This is a genomic window from Pelomonas sp. V22 (genome assembly GCF_030014915.1).
In the GTDB taxonomy this organism is placed as follows: Bacteria; Pseudomonadota; Gammaproteobacteria; order Burkholderiales; family Burkholderiaceae_C; genus JAUASW01.
The window spans coordinates 1347446-1368179 of the sequence record NZ_JAGIXS010000001.1 but is presented as its reverse complement, the minus strand read 5'-3'; the positions used below and the strand labels follow the sequence as shown (position 1 = coordinate 1368179).

General features: G+C 66.4%; 18 protein-coding genes. 7 read left to right on the top strand and 11 right to left on the bottom strand.

All coding sequences use genetic code 11. The features are described 5' to 3' along the window. Positions 1 to 36 precede the first annotated feature (36 nt). The 7 genes from ccsA (at position 37) to J7U46_RS06165 (ending at position 10317) form a co-directional block, all read left to right on the top strand. Positions 37 to 864, top strand: coding sequence for a cytochrome c biogenesis protein CcsA (gene ccsA, locus J7U46_RS06195; RefSeq protein ID WP_282823943.1), 828 nt, complete (start codon positions 37 to 39; stop codon positions 862 to 864). A gap of 6 nt (positions 865 to 870) precedes the next feature. Then, positions 871 to 1122 carry a PP0621 family protein gene (locus J7U46_RS06190; protein WP_282823942.1) on the top strand — a complete coding sequence of 84 codons (252 nt, stop codon included), beginning with the start codon at positions 871 to 873 and terminating at the stop codon, positions 1120 to 1122. 4 nt (positions 1123 to 1126) lie between these two features. Beyond that, a complete protein-coding gene (locus tag J7U46_RS06185) occupies positions 1127 to 2971 on the top strand; it encodes an ATP-binding protein (RefSeq protein ID WP_282823941.1) in 1845 nt (614 codons plus the stop codon). Beyond that, complete coding sequence (locus tag J7U46_RS06180) at positions 2968 to 4545, top strand: sigma-54 dependent transcriptional regulator (RefSeq protein ID WP_282823940.1); 1578 nt, start codon at positions 2968 to 2970, stop codon at positions 4543 to 4545. Before J7U46_RS06185 ends, J7U46_RS06180 begins: the two co-directional genes overlap by 4 nt. A gap of 587 nt (positions 4546 to 5132) precedes the next feature. Then, entirely contained in the window at positions 5133 to 8039 is a 2907-nt protein-coding gene (locus tag J7U46_RS06175) for a ribonucleoside-diphosphate reductase subunit alpha (protein ID WP_282823939.1), read from the top strand. 258 nt (positions 8040 to 8297) lie between these two features. Next, positions 8298 to 9455, top strand: a complete 1158-nt coding sequence (locus J7U46_RS06170; RefSeq protein WP_282823938.1) for a ribonucleotide-diphosphate reductase subunit beta — start codon at positions 8298 to 8300, stop codon at positions 9453 to 9455. A gap of 238 nt (positions 9456 to 9693) precedes the next feature. Continuing rightward, positions 9694 to 10317 carry a histone gene (locus tag J7U46_RS06165; RefSeq protein ID WP_282823937.1) on the top strand — a complete coding sequence of 208 codons (624 nt, stop codon included), beginning with the start codon at positions 9694 to 9696 and terminating at the stop codon, positions 10315 to 10317. A gap of 142 nt (positions 10318 to 10459) precedes the next feature. On the opposite strand, the gene J7U46_RS06160 is transcribed toward J7U46_RS06165, so the two are convergent. The 11 genes from J7U46_RS06160 to J7U46_RS06110 all read right to left on the bottom strand — a co-directional run bounded on the left by J7U46_RS06160 (position 10460) and on the right by J7U46_RS06110 (position 20601). After that, positions 10460 to 11527 (bottom strand): zinc-ribbon and DUF3426 domain-containing protein, encoded by a 1068-nt coding sequence (locus J7U46_RS06160; protein WP_282823936.1) that lies wholly within the window; start codon positions 11525 to 11527, stop codon positions 10460 to 10462. Positions 11528 to 11594: 67 nt separating this feature from the next. Then, entirely contained in the window at positions 11595 to 12494 is a 900-nt protein-coding gene (prmA, locus tag J7U46_RS06155) for a 50S ribosomal protein L11 methyltransferase (protein WP_282825002.1), read from the bottom strand. Between the two features lie 20 nt (positions 12495 to 12514). Continuing rightward, positions 12515 to 13864 carry an acetyl-CoA carboxylase biotin carboxylase subunit gene (gene accC, locus J7U46_RS06150; RefSeq protein WP_282823935.1) on the bottom strand — a complete coding sequence of 450 codons (1350 nt, stop codon included), beginning with the start codon at positions 13862 to 13864 and terminating at the stop codon, positions 12515 to 12517. A gap of 12 nt (positions 13865 to 13876) precedes the next feature. Beyond that, complete coding sequence (gene accB, locus J7U46_RS06145) at positions 13877 to 14335, bottom strand: acetyl-CoA carboxylase biotin carboxyl carrier protein (protein WP_282823934.1); 459 nt, start codon at positions 14333 to 14335, stop codon at positions 13877 to 13879. A gap of 71 nt (positions 14336 to 14406) precedes the next feature. Beyond that, positions 14407 to 14853, bottom strand: a complete 447-nt coding sequence (aroQ, locus tag J7U46_RS06140) for a type II 3-dehydroquinate dehydratase (protein WP_282825000.1) — start codon at positions 14851 to 14853, stop codon at positions 14407 to 14409. A gap of 111 nt (positions 14854 to 14964) precedes the next feature. Beyond that, complete coding sequence (locus J7U46_RS06135) at positions 14965 to 15531, bottom strand: TlpA disulfide reductase family protein (RefSeq protein WP_282823933.1); 567 nt, start codon at positions 15529 to 15531, stop codon at positions 14965 to 14967. Next, positions 15528 to 16124 carry a hypothetical protein gene (locus J7U46_RS06130; RefSeq protein WP_282823932.1) on the bottom strand — a complete coding sequence of 199 codons (597 nt, stop codon included), beginning with the start codon at positions 16122 to 16124 and terminating at the stop codon, positions 15528 to 15530. The genes J7U46_RS06135 and J7U46_RS06130 overlap by 4 nt, the downstream gene beginning before the upstream one ends. Beyond that, the gene (gene mtgA / locus J7U46_RS06125; protein ID WP_282823931.1) at positions 16121 to 16861 is read right to left on the bottom strand and encodes a monofunctional biosynthetic peptidoglycan transglycosylase; all 741 of its coding nucleotides are present in this window, start codon (positions 16859 to 16861) and stop codon (positions 16121 to 16123) included. Before mtgA ends, J7U46_RS06130 begins: the two co-directional genes overlap by 4 nt. 2 nt (positions 16862 to 16863) lie before the next feature. Next, positions 16864 to 17694: a shikimate dehydrogenase gene (aroE, locus tag J7U46_RS06120; protein ID WP_282823930.1), complete on the bottom strand. Its 831-nt coding sequence runs from the start codon at positions 17692 to 17694 to the stop codon at positions 16864 to 16866. A gap of 19 nt (positions 17695 to 17713) precedes the next feature. Further along, positions 17714 to 18571, bottom strand: a complete 858-nt coding sequence (locus J7U46_RS06115) for a TonB family protein (protein ID WP_282823929.1) — start codon at positions 18569 to 18571, stop codon at positions 17714 to 17716. Positions 18572 to 18573: 2 nt separating this feature from the next. Further along, positions 18574 to 20601, bottom strand: a complete 2028-nt coding sequence (locus tag J7U46_RS06110) for an RNB domain-containing ribonuclease (protein ID WP_282824999.1) — start codon at positions 20599 to 20601, stop codon at positions 18574 to 18576. Positions 20602 to 20734 lie beyond the last annotated feature (133 nt).

The following is a 20734-nucleotide window of genomic DNA, read 5'->3' as shown; positions in this document are numbered from 1 at the left end:
GCCGGAACGGTGGTCGCTCAAAAGTACACTGTGGTGATGATTTTATCGTCCGCCTCTCCAGCGACGCTGGCACTGGCCGCAAGCAGTCTCGCGGCCATGCTGGCCTATGCGCTTTCGGCCTGGACCGACGAGGCCAGCGGCCGACGCCTTCGTTGGGCCTTGCCGCTTGGCTGGGCGGCCCACGCGCTGGCCTTGTTGCTCGACATCGCCGGCCTGGGCAGCCCGCTGGCCGGCGCGCGTTTCGGCTTCGCGCCGGCCTTGTCGATGACCTGCTGGCTGGTGCTCTCGGTCTACCTTGTGGAGAGCCGCTTCCTGCCCTTGCCAGGCGTGCGCCGAGTGCTGGCTGTGCTGGCGGCGCTGGCCTGTGCGCTGGCCTGGGGCTTCCCGGGCGAGAGTCGGCCGCTGGCGGCGTCGCCCTGGGCGCCTCTGCACTGGGTGCTGGGCCTCGCGTCTTATGGCTTGTTCGGCGTGGCCGTGCTGCATGCGGCGATGTGGAACCGTGCAGAGCGCCAACTGCGCGACAAGAAGGTGGCTGCCGTCTCTGGCGCGGCCACCACGGGCATGCCGTTGCTGCGCCTGGAGCGGCTGACCTTCCAGTTCGTGGCGGCCGGTGTGACCGTGCTGTCGCTGGCCATCCTGCTCGGCTGGTGGTTCACGCCGCACTGGCGCTGGGATCACAAGACCTTGCTGTCGGTGCTCGGGTGGCTGGTGCTGACCGGCTTGTTGACCGGTCGGCAGGTGCTCGGCTGGCGCGGCCGCCGGGCCACGCGCTGGCTGTACTTTGGTGCAGCCCTGTTGCTGCTGGCCTATGCCGGCTCGCGCTTCGTGCTGGAAGTGTTGTTGCAGCGGCCCCTGGCCGGCTGAGGATTCATGGCCAAGTTTCTTTTTTTCATCGGCCTGGTGGCCCTGGTGTTCTGGACGCTGGGCGCCAAGGGCCGCGCGGCGCGCAAGCCGGCGCCTCCGCCCCAGCCGCCCGCACCTCCGCCGCAGCCGCAGGCCATGGTGTCCTGCGCGCAATGTGGCCTGCACCTGCCGAGCGCCGAGGCCCTGCCGGGCCGGGGCGGCATGTTCTGCAGCGCTGCTCATCGCCAGGCCTATGAGGCTGCGCAGGCGGGCGGCTAACTGAATGGCCACGGCTTCGCCCCGCAGCAATCCCCGCAGCCACCCCGGCGAGGAATCGCCGCCTTCCTGGTTCGGTCCGGGCCTGGGCGACAGCGAAGCCGGCGCGCTGGATGAAGCGCCGCAGCCGCCTGGCAGCGAGGGCGACTCGCAGTTCTTCTTTTTCCAGCAGCCGCGCCGGCTGGTCAACGTGGGCGGCAGCGCCTTCCTGCGCCTGTATCGCGCCTTCCTCGGCGCCCGCATGGCGCTTGGCCTGGCCCTGATCGCCACGCTCATGCTCGCTGCCATGCTCGGCAGCAGCACGCCGCGCTGGACCCTGATGGTCTGCGGCCTCTATGCCCTGGAGGCCACGGCCCTGTGGCTGCTGCCGCGCCTGCAGCGCAGCGCCTCGGTGCAGACACTGTCGCGGCTGAGCAGCCCGCAGTGGCTGGCCAGCATCGGCTTCGACCTGGCCCTGTTCGGCGTGCTGCATGTGGCGGAGCGCAATGCCGGCGTCAACTATGGCGCGCTGTTCGTGCTGCCGGTGCTGATGGCCGGCGTGCTGACGCCGCGCCTGCTCGCGCTGGCCACGGCGGCGATGGCGGCGCTCTTGATGCTGGGCGCCGCGACCTGGGCCTATCTGTTCGGCCTCGAGCCCGAGTTGCGCCTGACGCAGGCCGGCATGGCGGGCATGGGGCTCTTCGTCGTCGGCCTGCTGGCCAGCGAACTGGCCAGCCGCCTGGCGCGAGAGGAGCGCGCCGCACGCGGCAGCATGGAGCTGGCGCGCCAGCAGGCGCAGCTGAATCGCCTGGTGATCGACGAGATGCAGGAGGGCGTGCTGGTGATGGACCGTCGCGGCCGCGTGCGTGCCGCCAACCCCGCCGCGCGTGCGCTGCTGGGCGAGCATCAGGCGGTGCGCACCGCGCCCTTCCAGATGCGCGGTGTGCCGGCCTGGGAGCCGCTGGTGCGGGCGGTGGAGCAGGCCTTCGTCGAGGGCCGCTGGCCGGAGGAGGGGCGCGACATCAGCCTGCGCTTCAGCCCCGATGCGCAACGCGGCCTGCGCCTGCGCATGCGCTTCACCCGCTCGCGTGAAACGCAGGCGAGCGAGGACCTGTGCGTGCTCTTCATCGAAGACCATCGCAATGTGCTGGCCCGCAGCCGACAGGAGAAACTGGCTGCCATGGGCCGGGTCTCGGCCGGCATCGCCCATGAGATCCGCAACCCGCTGGCCGCCATCGCCCAGGCCAATGCGCTGATGGCCGAGGACGCCGGCGATGCCCAGCAGCGCCAGCTGACCAGCATGGTGGCCGCCAATGTGGAGCGGCTGAAGCGCATCGTTGACGACGTGATGGAGCTGGCGCCGGGCCGCCCGCCGCAGGCCGTGCCCATCGACCTGGCGCGGCTGTTGCCCGAGATTTGCGCCGACTGGGCCCGCACCAATGGCTTGCCGGCTGACGCGAGCAGCCTGCTGCGCCTGAGCCTGCCGCCCGGCGGCAGCTGGGTCATGTTCGAGCCCGAGCATCTGCGCCGTGTGGTCATCAACCTGTTGGACAACGCCTTGCGCCACGCGCCGCGCGAGCCGGGGGCGCTGCATGTGCGCCTGCAGCCGGGGCAGGGGGGCGAGATCCTGCTTGCGGTCTTCAATCTCGGTGCGCCGATTGCGCCCGAGGTGGAGCGCCATCTCTTTGAGCCCTTCTTCTCCACGCGCAGCCGGGGCAGCGGCCTCGGCCTCTATATTTGCCGAGAGCTGTGTGAGCGCTACGGCGCGCGCATCGACTACCGCCGTCACGATGGCGCCACCCAGGCGGGCAACGAGTTCCTCCTGAGCCTGCGCCGCAGCGCGGCCACCGCCTCCAAGCAAGCCCACTCATGAATGCGACCCAAGCCAATCAAAGCCTGCTGGTCATTGACGACGAGCCCGACCTGCTCACGCTGTACGAGCTGACGCTGCTGCGCGAAGGCTACGAGCTGGAGACGGCCGGCACGGTCGAGGCCGCGCTCGAGCGCTTGCAGGCGCGCGAGTTCAGCGCCGTCATCACCGACATGAAGCTGCCCGACGGCAGCGGGCTCGACGTCTTGAACTGGCTGGAGCGCGCCGGCCGGGTCGAGAAGACCCTCGTGATCACCGCCTTCGGCTCGCCCGAGAACGCGGTCGAGGCCCTGAAGGCCGGCGCCTACGATTACCTGACCAAGCCGGTGGACCTGCGGCAGTTCCGCATGGTCGTGGCCTCGGCGCTAGGGCGCAGCCCGCGTGTCGAGCCGTCGCCCGCCTCGGCGTCCTCTCCGGTGGCCTCGACGGCATCGACTGCACCGGCGGCGGCTCCGGCTGCGCGTGCCGCGAGCAAGCCGGCGCTTGCGCCCAGCGCCGCGTCCGCCCCGGCCGAGGCCAGCCCCGATGCCGCGCTGGCCGCTGCCCTGAACCGGCTGGCCGGCGACTCCTCGGCGATGCGCCAGGTGCGCTCGCTGATCGGCAAGGTGGCGCGCAGCATGGCGCCGGTGCTGCTGCAAGGCGAGTCGGGCACCGGCAAGGAACTGGTCGCGCATGCGGTGCACGATGCCGGCGCGCGCGCAGCCGGCCCCTTCATCGCGGTGAATTGCGGCGCCATTCCGGAGCAGTTGCTGGAGGCCGAGTTCTTCGGCTATCGCAAGGGCGCCTTCACCGGCGCGAACGAAGACCGCGACGGCTTCTTCAAGGCCGCGCATGGCGGCACGCTGTTTCTCGATGAGATTGGCGACCTGCCGTTGGCCATGCAGAGCAAGCTCCTGCGGGCCATCCAGGAGCGCTCGGTGCGGCCGGTGGGCGCGGTGGCGGAGTCGCCAGTCAATGTGCGCATCCTCAGTGCCACGCACAAGGACCTGGGCGCCGAGGTCGCGGCCGGGCGTTTCCGCCAGGACTTGTTCTACCGGCTCAATGTGATCCAGATCCGCGTGCCGCCGCTGCGCGAGCGCATCGAGGACCTGGCAGCGATCAGCGAGCGCGTGCTGGCTCGCATTGCGCACGACGCTGGAGTGTCGCCACCGCCGCGCCTCACCGGTGCGGCACTCGCCCAGTTGTCGCGCTATGCCTTCCCGGGCAATGTGCGTGAGCTCGAGAACCTGCTGCACCGTGCCTTGGCGCTCTCGGGCGGCGAGGCTATCGACGCCGAGGACCTGGGCCTGCCGGACGCTGCGCTGGACGATTCACAGTTCGCCACGCTGGACGATCCGCTGGCCAGCCTGCCGATGCCGGTGGCGGGCGGCGGACGTGGCAGTGAGAGCGAGGAGTTGCCGCAAGACCTGGCCCTTTATCTGGACGAGGTCGAGCGCAACATCCTGGTGCGGGCGCTGGAGCGGCACCGCTACAACCGCACGGCGGCCGGTGCGGCGCTGGGCTTGTCGCTGCGCCAGATCCGCTACCGCATGGCCCGCCTCGGCATCACGGCGGGCGAGGGCGGCAGCGACAGCTGAAGCCCAGGGTTTGCGAGGGCCCCAGGCTATCCCTAGTGGTGGCTTGCCTCCTGTTACAGCGGTCGCGGTTGGTGTCGGGCCTCACGCCACCGCAAGCCGGCTCACAAGCCCAAACACTCGCTCGATCAAAGCACCAATTGGCGCGGCCTGGCGGCCGATTTCGTGCTGCAAGCAAGCACTGGCGCGGGCTGGTGGCCGCACCTGCCGACGGACACGCGCCGAGCCCGCGATCACGCGGGCAAGACCTGGCCCGACACAGGCCTGTCACGGCATTTCGCTAGCCAGATCGACCCCCTAGGTCAACAGTGTTCGTACGCTATCGGTAGTGCTTGAAGGGGTGTGGACCCCCAGATATAGTGTCCTTTCGTGCTATCCTGCTGACTCGGTTCCACACCGCAATGCCTGTCTCAAAAGCTGTTCCCGGAGACCCCCAAGGCCACGCTGCATTCGCAGTGGCTGGCGCCTGGGTTCAGGCATCGGAGCCCCGATCAAAACCCAAATAACGCAAAGCCACGGCTGCAGCCGCACATGCCGCCGCGGCTTTGCCATTTCTGATTCGAACGAGAAGACAAGGAAGAAGACCCACCATGCAAACCCATCTCACCCAGCCCGCCGTCGCCGAAGGCGCGAGCCGCGTGACTGCCTCCGACAGCGCAGCGGCGCCGCAGTCGTCGGCCTACCAGGCCTACCAGATCATTCGCCGCAATGGCGCGGTCGTGTCCTTCGAGCCCAGCAAGATTGCCGTGGCCCTGATGAAGGCATTCCTGGCAGTGCATGGCACCAGCGGCGCGGCTTCGGCCAGCGTGCGCGAGACTGTGGATGGTCTGACCGAGAACGTGGTGCGCGCCCTGCTGCGCTCGCGTCCTAGTGGTGGCACCTTCCATATCGAAGACGTGCAAGACCACGTCGAGCTGGGTCTGATGCGCGGTGGTCACCACGAAGTGGCCCGTGCCTATGTGCTGTACCGCGAGCGCCGCGCGCAGGAGCGCCTGCGCCAGGGCGAGACGGCAGCGCCCAAGGCCGTTGAAGCCAGCATCCATGTGATAGACGGTGGCCAGCGCGTGCCGCTGGACCTGGCCAGCCTGCAGGCGCTGATCGTCTCCAGCTGCGAAGGCCTGGGCGCCGACGTGAAGGCCGAGCCCATCCTGGCCGAGACCAAGCGCAATCTGTACGACGGAGTGCCCATCGACGAGGTCTACAAGGCCTCCATCCTGGCCGCCCGCACGCTGATCGAGAAGGACCCGAGCTACAGCCAGGCCACGGCGCGCCTGCTGATGCACACGATCCGCAAGGAAATCCTCGGCGAAGAAGTCACGCAGGCCGAGATGCACACGCGCTACGCCGAGTACTTCCCGCAATTCATCAAGAAGGGCGTGCAGGCCGAGCTGCTGGACGAGAAGCTGCAGCAGTACGACCTGGCCAAGCTGGGCGCTGCCCTGAAGGCCGAGCGCGACTTCCAGTTCGATTACCTGGGTCTGCAGACCCTGTTTGATCGCTACTTCCTGCACACCGAAGGCAAGCGCATCGAGATGCCGCAGGCCTTCTTCATGCGCGTGGCCATGGGCCTGGCGCTGAATGAGATCGACCGCGAAGCCCGCGCCATCGAGTTCTATGAAGTGCTGTCGAGCTTCGACTTCATGAGCTCCACGCCGACGTTGTTCAACTCGGGCACGCGCCGCTCGCAGCTCTCCAGCTGCTACCTGACGACGGTGGCCGACGATCTGGACGGCATCTATGAAGCGCTGAAGGAAAACGCGCTGCTGTCCAAGTTTGCCGGCGGCCTGGGCAATGACTGGACCCCCGTGCGCGCCCTGGGCTCGCACATCAAGGGTACGAACGGCAAGTCGCAAGGCGTGGTTCCGTTCCTGAAGGTGGTGAATGACACGGCCGTGGCCGTGAACCAGGGTGGCAAGCGCAAGGGCGCCGTCTGCGCCTATCTGGAAAGCTGGCACCTGGACATCGAAGAGTTCCTGGAGCTGCGCAAGAACACCGGCGACGACCGCCGCCGTACGCACGACATGAACACGGCGAACTGGATTCCCGACCTGTTCATGCGCCGCGTGATGGATGGTGGCGACTGGACGCTGTTCAGCCCCTCGACCTGCCCGGACCTGCACGACCTGTTCGGCAAGGAATTCGAGGCTGCCTACACGGCCTATGAAGCCAAGGCCGACCGCGGTGAGATCAAGCTGTTCAAGCGCATGCCGGCCAAGGACCTGTGGCGCAAGATGCTCTCGATGCTGTTCGAGACCGGCCATCCCTGGATCACGTTCAAGGACGCCTGCAATGTGCGCTCGCCGCAGCAGCATGTGGGCGTGGTGCACTCGTCCAACCTCTGCACCGAGATCACGCTGAACACCAATGACAGCGAAATCGCCGTCTGCAACCTGGGCTCGGTGAACCTGAAGCAGCACCTGAAGGACGGTGGCATCGATTACCCCAAGCTGCAGAAGACCATCGCCACGGCGATGCGCATGCTCGACAACGTCATCGACATCAACTACTACGCCGTCAAGAAGGCCCGCGACTCGAACCTGCGTCACCGTCCGGTGGGCCTCGGCATCATGGGCTTCCAGGACGCGCTGTATGCGCTGCGCACGCCCTACGCCTCGCAAGCGGCCGTGGAGTTCGCCGACCGCTCGATGGAAGCCGTCTGCTACTACGCCTACCTGGCCTCGACCCAGCTGGCGCAAGAGCGTGGCCGCTACAGCAGCTATCGCGGCTCGCTGTGGGACCGCGGCATCCTGCCGATCGACTCGCTCGACCTGTTGGCCGAAGCCCGTGGCGGCTACGTTGAAGTGGACCGCAGCTCGACCATGGACTGGGACGCCCTGCGTGCCCGCATTGCCGAGCACGGCATGCGCAACAGCAACTGCGTGGCCATCGCCCCGACCGCGACCATCTCCAACATCATCGGCGTGGATGCCTCGATCGAGCCCTGCTTCGGCAACCTCTCGGTCAAGTCCAACCTGTCGGGCGAGTTCACCGTCATCAACGAAGCGCTGGTGCGCGACCTGAAGCGCCTGGGCCTGTGGGACGACGTGATGGTGATGGATCTGAAGCACTTCGACGGTTCGCTGCGCCGCATCGACCGGGTGCCGGATGAGCTCAAGAGCCTGTACGCCACGGCCTTCGAAGTCGAGACCGAGTGGCTGGTCGAAGCTGCGGCGCGCCGCCAGAAGTGGATCGACCAGGCGCAGAGCCTGAACATCTACATGGCCGGTGCATCGGGCAAGAAGCTCGATGAAACCTACAAGCTCGCCTGGTTGCGCGGCCTGAAGACGACCTACTACCTGCGCACGATCAGCGCTTCTTCTGCAGAGAAGAGCACGGTCACGAAGTCGGGTCAGCTGAACGCGGTGTCGAATTCCGGCGGTGCTGTTTACGCAGCACCGGTGGCTGTCGAGACCACCGTTGTTGTTGAAGACACCACACCGGCGACCGACATCAAGTTCTGCGCGATCGACGATCCGGGCTGCGAGGCCTGCCAGTAATTTGATGCGTGAAAACCTGATCGCGGAAGCGATCAGGTTTCAAGCCCATCGCGAGAGAACCCAGTGTTCATCGATGCAAAACGCCGACGGCACTTTGCGTGGATGCATCGATGAACACTTGATTGCCTCGAACTTGAAGCACGCGTTGCGTGAGAAAAGTCGATGCAGTCGAGCAACAGCGAAGCGCATTTGCTGTCAAGAAGTCCTTGGTGTTTGAACACAACACTCCGATAATTCGCCTCGATAGGAAGCCCCACCATGCTTGATTGGGAAGAAGAACTGAAGCCCGCTCAACGAGTCACTACCAACGTCGCACCGAGTCTTGCTCAGGTCGCGAGCGGTTCAGTCTCCCCCTCGCATTCCAGCCCCGCTGCAGCAGTCACTCCCGCCGCCACCGAGCGCCGTGTGAAGGCCGCTGACAAGCGCATCATCAACGGCCAGACCGACGTCAATCAACTGGTGCCGTTCAAGTACAAGTGGGCTTGGGAAAAGTACCTCGCCACCTGCGCCAATCACTGGATGCCGCAGGAAGTGAACATGTCGCGCGACATCGCCTTGTGGAAGGACCCGAATGGTCTGACCGAAGACGAGCGCCGCATCATCAAGCGCAATCTCGGCTTCTTCGTGACGGCGGATTCACTGGCCGCCAACAATATCGTGCTGGGCACCTACCGCCACATCACGGCGCCCGAGGCTCGCCAGTTCCTGCTGCGCCAGGCCTTCGAAGAAGCGATCCACACGCACGCTTACCAGTACATCGTCGAGTCCCTCGGCCTTGATGAGAGCGAGATCTTCAACGCCTACAACGAAGTCAAGTCGATCCGCGACAAGGACGAGTTCCTGATCCCCTTCATCGAAGCGATCATGAACCCGAACTTCGTCACCGGCACCACGGCCAACGACCAGACGCTCTTGAAGAGCCTGATCGTTTTTGCCTGCCTGATGGAAGGCCTGTTCTTCTACGTCGGCTTCACGCAGATCCTGGCCATGGGACGGCAGAACAAGATGACCGGTGCCGCTGAGCAGTACCAGTACATCCTGCGCGACGAGTCCATGCACTGCAACTTCGGTATCGACCTGATCAACCAGATCAAGCTTGAGAACCCGATGCTCTGGACGGCAGAGTTCAAGGCCGAGATCAAGGCCCTGTTCCTGAAGGCCGTCGAGCTCGAGTATCGCTATGCCGAGGACACCATGCCGCGTGGCGTGTTGGGCCTCAATGCTTCGATGTTCAAGGGCTATCTGCGCTTCATCGCGAACCGTCGTGCGGTGCAGATCGGCCTCGAGGAGCTCTTCCCGAACGAGGAAAACCCGTTCCCCTGGATGAGCGAAATGATTGACCTGAAGAAGGAACGCAACTTCTTCGAGACGCGCGTCATCGAATACCAATCGGGTGGTGCGCTCAGCTGGGATTGAATGAACGGGTTTGGCAAGGCGTGTGCTGTTGCCTGACCGTTCATTGAGAAAGAGTTTGAAAGATTGGCGCTTGAGCGCGACCTTGGCCACTTGATGAAGCCGAGGCGGGCGAAAGCGCAAACCCATTCACCGCACCGGGGCGCTCCTCCTGGGCGACTTCGGGTGGTGAATAACTGTTCAACGAGCGGCGTTGCCGTGAGTTGGACAGTGCTTCTTACCTTGATCAAGGAGAACTGTAATGGCAACTGCAAAGAAGGCGCCGGCCAAGAAGGCCGCTCCCGCGAAGAAGGCCGCTCCGGCCAAGAAGCCCGCAGCGAAGAAGGCTGCTCCGGCAAAGAAGGCCGCTCCGGCCAAGAAGGCTGCTGCTCCTAAGAAGGCCGCTCCGGCCAAGAAGGCTGCTGCTCCCAAGAAGGCTGCTCCGGCAAAGAAGGCTGCTGCTCCTAAGAAGGCTGCTCCGGCAAAGAAGGCCGCTGCTCCTAAGAAGGCTGCTCCGGCAAAGAAGGCTGCTGCTCCTAAGAAGGCTGCTCCGGCAAAGAAGGCCGCCGCTCCTAAGAAGGCTGCTCCGGCCAAGAAGGCTGCTGCTCCCAAGAAGGCTGCTCCGGCAAAGAAGGCCGCTGCTCCTAAGAAGGCTGCTGCGCCCAAGAAGGCTGCCGCTCCTAAGAAGGCTGCTGCGCCCAAGAAGGCTGCTGCTCCCAAGAAGGCTGCTGCTCCCAAGGCCGCTGCCAAGCCTGCCGCTGCCAAGCCGCCTGCAAAGAAGGCTGCCCCGGCCGCCAAGCCTGCCGCTGCTGCTCCCGCGCCCGCTGCCAAGACGGCACTGAGCCCGCAAGCTGCATGGCCCTTCCCGACGGGCAACAAGCCCTGAGTGAAGCGCCGTTAGGCGACGCTAGAACCCCGGCCCTGTCGGGGTTTGAGAAACCCGGCCCAGGCCGGGTTTTTTTATGGCTGAAGCGGTCTAGCCCTGTTCCATCCGCTCCGTCCGCACGGAGCCTGCGAGCCTTTGCGGCTCAGGGGTGGAAGATCTCGACGGTATAGCCCGCCACGCGCTGGCTGCCGCTGCCGAACACCAGTTGCAGCGGTTGCTCGGCATGGGGGCTGAGGCGGTCGGTCTTCAGATTGAAGTCGGCCGGCGAGAGCATGCGGCGCGCGACGAGCTGGCCACTCGCGTCGGTGAGGCTCAGGTCCACCCAGGGCAGGGCGAGCTCATGGACCGACTTGTTGCGCAGGGTGAGCGCCAGCTTGTAGTGATTGCCCGAACCGGCCTGGCTCAGCGCCGTCTGTTCGACCGAAATGGCCTCGATGTGGCGCCAGGGCTGGACCTTGCAACCCAGGGCTTCGCAGGCGGCGTTCAGCGTTGGTGCGGCTTCTGGATACTGGGCCGCCAAGGCATCGCGGAATTGCCAGGCAAACTGGCCGGCCAGCAGGCCGAGGAGCAGGCCACAGGCCAGGCCGAGAGCCACACGGACGCCGGGGCGCTGCCAGCGCTGCTGCGCCTGGGCGCGGCGGACGAACTCTGGCGTGGCGGTCTTCTCGGCAACGGCCGGGCTGGGTGCATCGGCCGGATCGGCGGCGAGCTCGGCGAGGCGCGGCGCCAGCACCACGTCGGGTTGCGGGTCGAGCTCGATGCTGGGCGGCTCGATGGGTTCGTGCGGCTCTTGCGCCACGAGCGGCTCGTCGAAATGAGGCTCGATGTGGGCGGCGGGTGGTGACGCGGCAGGCTGGTCCGGCGGTGGGGCGGCCGGTGCCGGCACTGCGGGCGCGAACTCGGGTTCGTGCTCCGGCTGGTAGGCTGGTTCGTAGGCCGGCGCGGGCGCGACGACGATGACTTCAGGCTCAGCCTCGATTGCGGCGGCTTCGCTTGCCATGGCCTGCGGTTCCGCGAGGCTCGACGCGCTCGGCAGGCCGGGTGCCGGCCAGACGGGTGGCGGCTCGCGGTCCATGTCAAACAGCTGCTCGCGTGCGTCGAACACTTCGGCGCAGCGGCCGCAGCGCACCCAGCCATCGGAGACGCGCAACTGGTCCTGCACCACCCTGAAGATGGTGCCGCAGGCGGTGCAGCGGGTGGCCAGGCTCATGGGCGAATCATGCCATGTGCCAGGCAAGACCAGACCCCAGGGCGACCCTCAGCGGAACAGCCCGGCATCAAGCGGGGCGCTGAGCCGTCATCAGGATCCAGCCCTCTTCGCTGTCGCTGACATCGAGCTGCAGCCAAGGGGCATAGGCCTCTTTCAACTCGTCGGCCTGGCGAGCCAGGATGCCTGCCAGCACCAGGTGGCCACCAGCGGCCACGTGGGCGCACAGCAGGGGCGCGAGCAGGCGCAGTGGCGTGGCCAGGATGTTGGCCAGCACCAGCGGGTAGCTGCCTTGTGCCACATCGGGTAGGGCGGCCCTGATCGACGCGACCTGGTTGGCCGCGGCATTGGCCTCGGTCGAGATGATGGCGGCCGGGTCAATGTCTACCGCGTCAATGGCGCGGGCGCCATGCAGGGCCGCGCCGATGGCGAGGATGCCGGAGCCGCAACCGTAGTCGAGCACGCGATCCCAGCCAGTGGCCAGGTCGGCGTGATGGGCGATCCAGCGCAGGCACATGCGCGTCGTCGGGTGCGTGCCGGTACCGAAGGCGAGGCCCGGGTCCAGCCGCATCACCTTCTTCGCTTGTGCCGGTGCTTCATGCCAGGACGGCACGATCCAGAACTCCGGCGTGATCTCCACCGGCGCGAACTGCGATTGCGTCAGGCGCACCCAGTCCTGCTCGGGCACTTGCTGGATGGTCTGCACATGGACGTTGGCGGCCCAGTCCTGCGCGAGTATCAGCGTGGCGCACTCGGTGGCCTCGGCCTCGCCGGGGAACAGCGCGCGCACGGCTGAGCGCTGCCAACCACCCTTGGGGGCCGGCATGCCGGGCTCGCCAAAGAGGGCCTTCTCGGCATCGGTGTCGGCATCGGCGTCTTCCACCGAGACGGCCAGCGCGTCGAGTTCCATCAGCGCATCGCTGACGGTCTCGACGTCGTCTTCGCCGCAGATCAGCACCAGCTCATGCAGATTGGGATCGCTCATGGTCATCAGCGTTTGTGCTCGCTCATCCAGCTCTCAAGATAGTGGATGCTGGTGCCACCTTCCATGAACTTGGCGTCGGCCATCAGCTCGCGGTGCAGCGGGATGTTGGTCTGGATGCCTTCGACCACCGTTTCCGACAGGGCGATGCGCATGCGGGCCATGGCCTGCTCGCGGGTGTCGCCGTGGCAGATGATCTTGCCGATCATCGAGTCGTAGGTCGGTGGCACGAAGTAGTTCGTGTAGGCATGCGAGTCCACACGCACGCCGGGGCCGCCGGGGGCGTGCCAGGTCGTGATGCGGCCGGGCGAGGGCACGAACTTGACCGGGTCTTCCGCATTGATGCGGCACTCGATCGCATGGCCGCGCATCTCGATGTTGCGCTGCGTGAACGGCAGCTTCTCGCCGGCGGCAATCTTGATCTGCTGCTGCACGATGTCGATGCCGGTGACCATCTCGGTGACCGGATGCTCGACCTGCACGCGCGTGTTCATCTCGATGAAATAGAACTCGCCGTTCTCGTACAGGAACTCGAAGGTGCCGGCGCCGCGATAGCCCATCTTCTTGCAGGCGGCGGCGCAGCGGTCGCCCACCTTCTCGATCGAGCGGCGCGGAATGCCCGGTGCCGGCGCTTCCTCGATGATCTTCTGGTGGCGGCGCTGCATCGAGCAGTCGCGCTCACCCAGCCAGACGGCGTTCTTGTGGCTGTCGGCGAGGATCTGGATTTCCACGTGGCGCGGGTTCTCCAGGAACTTCTCCATGTAGACCTGCGGATTGCCGAAGGCGGCGCCAGCTTCGGTGCGCGTCATCTGCACCGCATTGACCAGGGCAGCCTCGGTGTGGACCACGCGCATGCCGCGGCCACCACCGCCACCAGCGGCCTTGATGATGACCGGGTAGCCGACCGCGCGGGCGATCTTGATGATCTCCTTCGGATCCTCGGGCAGGGCGCCTTCGGAGCCCGGCACGCAGGGCACGCCGGCGCGGATCATGGCTTGTTTGGCCGAGACCTTGTCGCCCATCATGCGGATGTTTTCCGACGTGGGGCCGATGAAGGTGAAGCCGCTGCGCTCGACGCGCTCGGCGAAGTCGGCGTTCTCACTGAGGAAGCCGTAGCCGGGGTGGATGGCTTCGGCGTCCGTGACCTCGGCCGTGGCGATGATGGCCGGCATGCTGAGGTAGCTCTGGCTCGACGGCGCCGGGCCGATGCAGACGGCCTCATCGGCCAGCTTCACGTACTTGGCATCGCGGTCAGCTTCGGAGTACACGACCACCGACTTGACGCCGAGCTCGCGACACGCGCGCTGGATGCGCAGGGCGATCTCGCCCCGGTTCGCAATCAATATCTTCTTGAACATGACTGCAGCGCCTTACTCAATGATGAACAGCGCTTGGCCGAACTCCACCGGTTGGCCGTTCTCGACCAGGATCTTGGTGACCGTGCCGGTCTTGTCGGCTTCGATCTCGTTCATGATCTTCATCGCTTCGATGATGCAGATGGCCTCGCCTTCCTTGATGCTCTGACCCACTTCAACGAAAGGCTTGGCATTGGGGCTGCTGGAGCGGTAGAAGGTGCCGACCATCGGCGACTTGACCTTGTGACCCACTTCCTCGGCCGGGGCCGCGGCCACCGGAGCGGCAGTTGCGACGGGCGCGGCGGCCACGGCCGGGGCGGCCATCGGCGCCTGCATGACCTGGGTCATCGGCACCATCGCTGAGCCATCCTGCTTGACGATGCGCACCTTGCCATCGGCCTCGGTGATTTCGAGTTCGGAAATATTCGACTCGGACACCAGGTCGATCAGGGTCTTGAGCTTGCGCAGATCCATGAGGTCTTCTCCAACGGAATAAGTTGTATCTTGAGTTTCCAGTGCCGGGCTGCCCCGTTCAGGCTTGTGGCCTAGCTGGGGCGGGCGAGCTTGTCGAGCGCGTACTGCAAGGCGAGCCGGTAGCCCATCGGCCCCAAGCCGCAGATCACTCCGTCGGCGAGGTCCGAGAAATAGCTGTGCTGCCGGAAGGCTTCGCGCTTGTGGATATTGGACAGATGCACTTCGACAAAGGGCAGGCCCACGCCGGCCAGCGCGTCGCGGACGGCCACGCTGGTATGGGTGTAAGCCGCCGGATTGATGATGACGAAGCGGCATCCGTCCCGGCCCGCCGCTTGGATGCGGTCCACCAGGGCACCTTCGTGGTTGCTCTGGAAGCATTCCAGCTGGACTCCGGCTTTCGTTGCCATCTCTATGAGATCAGCATCGATTTCAGCCAAAGTTCGCGAACCATAGATCTGTGGCTCCCTGCTGCCAAGGAGGTTGAGATTGGGTCCGTGAAGTACCAGAATTTGCATCAGCGGCGCGTCCTGGCCCATTAGAGCGCAGACACTAGAAGCGAGAAAGGCTGGACTTTACGCTTTTTAGGCCCCAATCCTGCTAACTAGCCTGAAATTTATCGCTTGACCGGTTCAGGCTTTTGAGTTCGCCAGTTCTCGCAGCTCAGCGAGGCTGGTCGGCCCCAGCTTGGTCCAGTAAGGCTGGCCTTCGGCATTGAAAGCCACGCTGAAGGGCAGGCCGCCCTGAGGGTTGCCGAGTTTGCGCGCCAGATCCGTGCCGGTCAATCCGGCCAGGCCCAGGTCGAAATCGACCGGCACCTTGCGCAGGAACTCCTGCACCGCCTCGGGCTTGTCGATGGCGAGACCCACCACCTTCCAGCCCTTGGCCGCGAACTCGCGCTGGAACTCGTTCAGCTCGGGCAGCTCCTTGACGCAGGGGGCGCACCAGGTGGCCCAGAAATTGATCAAGAGCGGCTTGCCGCGCAGCGGCGCCAGTTGCAGCTGACCGCCACCGGGCCTGTCGAAGCTGGCCGACCAGACCTGGCCCAAGGCCTCGGCGTCAGCGCTCAGCGCTGGCGGCGGCGGTGCGCCCTTGTCCTTGCGGCGCAAGGCCACGGTCAGGCCGGCGGCGGCGGCGGCCAGGCCAACGCCAATCATCAGCAGGCGGCGCTTGCCCGCGTCTAGGGTGTCATTCGTCATGGCTGCATGCTTTCCTTCTCAATCAGTTGGCGCAGGGCCGCCAGGTCGCCGCGCTCGCTGCGGCCTCGGGCGTCGGGCTTCAGGGCGCCGCGCAGGTCGTCGTGGTCGAGGATGGAGAGCAGCACCAGCACCGGCTCCCCGAGTTCGCGGCAGGGCACGGAAAGGCCCAGCACGTCGATCTGCCTGCCATGGACGGTACTGCTGCCGACCTCATAGTCCAGGCCCTGGTTGATCAGGGCGATCTCGGTCGACTTGCTGTCGTCGCAGAACAGTTGCAGGTGAATATTGGAAAGCCGCGTGGCCGTACCGCGCCAGACCGCGCCGGAGAGATGCGGTCGGAACTCGGCCAGCCGCTCCATCCACTGGGCGGCCAGCGCCCGCAGCGCGGCCAGCTCGGCCGGCTGGGTGTCGGCGCAGAACAGGGCCAGGTACTCGCGCACCTGGTCTTCCAGCTCATCGTTGTCCGGCAGCTCGGCGCGGCGGTTCAGGCCGAGCTGCTTGACCGCGCGCTGCTTGGCCGGACCGTACTCCAGGCCTTCCTCGACCACGAGGCGGGCGGCCGTCACCGCAATCTCCTGCTTGATATCACTCATGGCAGTTCCACCGCACCCATCCGCGCTTCCACCGTGCCAGCCCGCGCCAGCACATAGGGCGAGGCCGGCCGCTTCTCGAAGCGCTTGGGCGCCGGCAGCATCACGGCCAGCCGGGCGGCCTGGTTGGCGCTGAGGTTCTTTGCGTCCACATGGAAGTAGTGACGGGCCGCCGCCTGGGCGCCAAAAACGCCTTCGCCCCATTCCACATTGTTCAGATAGATCTCGAGGATGCGGCGCTTGCTCAGCAGGCCTTCCAGCATGAAGGTGATCAGGAATTCCTGGCCCTTGCGCACGAGGTTGCGCTCGCTGCTGAGGAACAGGTTCTTGGCCAGTTGCTGGGTGATGGTGGAACCGCCCACCACCTTGGCCACCGGCTTGGTCGGCGCTGCCGGGTTGCGGGCCACGCGCTTGTCGACCCTGGCCTGCTCGCGCTGGTTCTTGTCCCAGGCCTTCTCCAGTGCGTCCCAGTCCACACCGCTGTGGTCCGCAAAGCCGGCGTCCTCGCTGGCGATGACCGCCCGGCGCAGATTGGGCGAGATCTGGTCTCTGTCGACCCAGTCCTGGCTCCACAGCAGCTGATGCTTTTCGGTGGCGATGCGCGCCATCTCCGAGCGTTGGAAGCTGGTGGACTGCGGCGCGAGCCAGTTCATCAAGGCGATGCGGCCGGCGAAATAGAGCTGCAGCGCGAGCACGCCCAGCAGGGCGAGGGCCAGCAAGCGCCAGAGCTGCTTGAGCATGATCAGGCCTTGAGCCGCGCGCGCAGCGCCGCCAGCACCGAGGCGGTTTCCGGCTTCACGCCCCGCCAGACTTCAAAAGCCTCGGCGGCCTGCTCGACCAGCATGCCCAGGCCGTCACGGCCCTCGGCGCCATGGGCTGCGGCCCAATCGAGGAAGGGCTGGGCCTTGGGGCCGTACATCATGTCCAGTGCCAGCGCCCCCGGGGCGAGCACCTCGCCCGACACCGGCACGCCGGCGCCGGCCAGGCTGGCGGCGGTGGCATTGACGACGACGTCGAAGCCCGTGCCGCAGGCATCGAGCGCCGAGGCACGCAAGCTCACGCCGTAGTGAGAAGCCCATGCGGCATGCGATGCCACCAGGGCCTCGGCCTTGTCCACGCTGCGATTGGCCAGCACCAGCTCGGCAGGCCGTGCTGCCAGCAGCGGGCCCAGCACGCCGGCCGAGGCACCGCCGGCGCCAATCAGCAGCAGGCGCTTGCCCGCCAGCGGCCGGGCCGCATTGCGCTCGATGTCGCGCAGGAGGCCCACGCCGTCGGTGTTGTCGGCGAACCAGCCGTCGGCATCAAAGCGCAAGGTATTGGCCGCACCGGCGAGCAGGGCGCGCTCGCTGCGGCGCGACGCCAGCTCGAAGGCTTCGAACTTGAAGGGCACGGTCACGCTGCAGCCCCGGCCGCCTTCGGCCGCGAACTGCTTCAGCGTTGGCGCAAAACCATCCAGCGGGCACAGCAACCGGCCGTAGTCCAGCTGCTGGCCGGTCTGCGCGGCGAAGGCCGCGTGGATCCAGGGCGACTGGCTGTGTTCGACCGGGTTGCCGGCCACGGCGTAGCGATCCATTGTTCTCTCTCTATTCCTGTCAGCGCCCGCTCAGCGTGGTCTCGAGACCCTCGTCGCGGGTGAACTTGAAGCGCGAGGTGATCACCAGCACCTCGGCGCCGCGCTTCATGGCATTCGTGAAATTGCCAAAGGGCGCGGCCGCGCTGACGATGGCCTCGGCCCGGCGGTCCAGGTTGGCATTGCCGGAGGACGCGACGATGTCGGTCTCGATCACGCGACCGCGCTGGTCCACATGGATGTTCATGGTCAGCTCGCCATACAGCTTCTGGCCTCGGAACTCGGGGAAGTTGCGCGTGCCGCGCTCCTCGATACGGCGGCGCAGCGCGTCGTAGTACTGGGCGTAGACCACCTCGCGGGTGGCCGGGCTGATGTAGCGCTTGCGCGGGCGGGCGTTCTCTTCGTTGACCCGCTTCTCGATGGTCGCCAGGATCTGCACCAGCTGGCGGCGCCGCTCGGCCTGCTCGCGCGCTTCCTGCGAGCCCTTTTCACGCTGCGGGTCGGGCGGGGGCAGCAAGGCGATGTCGCGGCGCAGTTGCGCGAGCAACTGCTGCTGCTGCTGGCGCAGATCGTCGATGCGCGCATGCTGGACCTCGCTGGCCTCGCCGATCTCCAGCACCTTGGACGGCGGCAGCGGCGAGGTGGCGCGGCCGACCTCGGTGTTGCCGCCGCCGGCCAGATTGGCCTGTGCCAGCACCTGCGGTTTTTCCGAGGCTTCGTTGGCCTTGGTGTTGACCAGCACCACCTCCAGCGGCGTGTCCTGGAAGATGCGGTTGAAGCTCTCGGGATCGACGATGCGAAGCGTCAAGAGGCCCGCGTGGGCCCCCAGGGACACCAGCAAGGCGAGATGCAGGGTCGAGAGCTTCGTCTTGGCCGTCATCGTCAGGCGGTGCTGCCCTCGGCGGGTGCCTCGTCGGCGTTGACGTCGATGGCCAAGGTCAGCGGGCCGCTGGCCTCGACCTCGTCATCCTCGGCTTCTTCCTCAGTGGCTGCCGCTGGTGCCTCATCCAGGCGTTCAATCAGCGTGGCATGCACGTCCAGCGTCATCTCGTCGAGGCCGGTGATGCGCACCTTGACATGGCTGCCGCGTGGCAATGGTTCGCAACCCAGGGCCTTGAACACGAGGGGCAGCTCGTCGGCGCGAACCAGGCCGTCCTTCATCACGGCGGCCGTCAGTTCGGTGATGCCGTTCTGCGCCAGGTGGCGCAGCGTCCAGTAACGCTCGATGCCGGACTGGAAGCCGTTGTAGGCGCTGTAGGCGGCGTCGAAACCCGAGATGATCGAGAACAGCGCCGCATCCTTGGGCTTGAACGGCGCCACCAGGGCGGCCGTGCGGCCATGGCGGGCGCAGGCAATGATCTGCCACTGGTTGACCAGGTCCACATAGCGGCGCAGCGGCGAGGTCGCCCAGGTGTATTGCGCCACGCCCATGCCGGCGTGGGGCAGGGCCTTGGTGCCCATGCGCACCTTGATGCCGGGCGCGAGGCTGGCCTGGCTGCGGTAGATGCCGGGCAGGCCCAGCTCGTTGAGCCAGCCGCCCCAGGTGGAATTGGCCAGGATCATGGCCTCGGCCACGATCAGGTCCAGCGCCGTGCCGCGGGCGCGGGTGCTGATGCTGACCTCTTCCGTGCCATCGGGCTCGCGCTCACCGCCCGAGCTCAGGCGGAAGTTGTAGTCCGGCCGGTTGAAGGTCTCGGGCTTGCCGCGCACCACCTCGCGCTGCGCTTTCAGATGCTTGGCCAGGCGGAAGGCAAAGGCCAGCTCCGGCGCGAATTCGTAAGTGGCCGGCTCGGCGCCGCTGAGCGTGGCCTCGGTGATCACGTTGTCCAGCTTGTCGTGGCGCAGATTGCTCTTGATCGGCACGCGCTCGAGCTTGGTCTCGCTGCCCTTCACGGCCAGCGTGGCCTCGTCCATGGTCACGTAGAGCGACACAGCCGGGCAGTCGCGGCCTTCGGTCAGCGTGTAGACCTGCACCACCTCGTCCGGCAGCATGGTCAGCTTCCAGCCGGGCATGTAGACGGTGGAATACCGGTCGCGCGCGACCTTGTCGACGGCCGAGTCGGGCTGGATCGCCAAGCCCGGCGCGGCAATGTGCACGCCGAAGATCACGGTGCCCGTGCCGAGGCCCTGCACCGACAGCGCATCGTCGATCTCGGTCGTGGCCGAGTCGTCGATCGAGAAGGCGGCTACGGGCGCGAGCGGCAGCTCGTCCTTGATTTCTGGCGCGGTGAGCGCGGGGAAGCCCGTGCCCTTGGGGAAGTTCTCGAACAGGAAGCGCTTCCAGTGGAACTGGTAGGCGCTGGTGATGGCGCCGGCGTCCTTCAAGAGGTCCAGCGGCGCCTTGTGCGCCAGCTTGGTCGCCTCGACCACGGCCTTGTACTCGGGGCCGTTCTTGTCGGGCTTGAACAGGATCTTGTAGATCTGGTCCTTGATGGCTGCCGGACAGGTGCCGGCGGCCAGCTCGGCGGCCCAGGCCTCGATCTGCAAGGCCTGCTGCTTCTTGCGCTCGATGCCGAGCAGGGCGGCCTTGACGATGTCTTCCGGTGCCTTCTTGAACTGGCCCTTGCCGGCGCGGCGGAAGTAATGCGGCGCCTCGAACAGGCGGAACAGCGCGGCGGCCTGGTGCGTGATGCCGGCCTTGGCGTCGAAATAGTCGCGTGCCAGTTCGGCAAAGCCGAACTCGGTGTCGGGGGCGAATTCCCAGGCCAGGTCCAGGTCGATCTCCTGGGCCAGGCGCTGGCCCTCGGCGATCAGCTCGGCGGGGGCGGGCTTGTCGAACTTGAGCAGCACATTGGCTGCCTTCACTTTGACGCGCTTGCCCGAGTCCAGCTCCACCTGCATGGAACTGTCGGCTTCGGACATCACGCGGCCGGCGAGGAATTTTCCGGCTTCATCGAACAGGGCGAACATATGGCCGGCATTGTCGCCGAACATGGCGCGCGCTCAGACGGGCGCCGGTTGCCAACAGGGTTGGCTTTTCAGCTTGCCGCCGCCCTCCATCAAAGCGCTTGCAACGGCAGGCGCTGAGTATCATGCGGCCCCC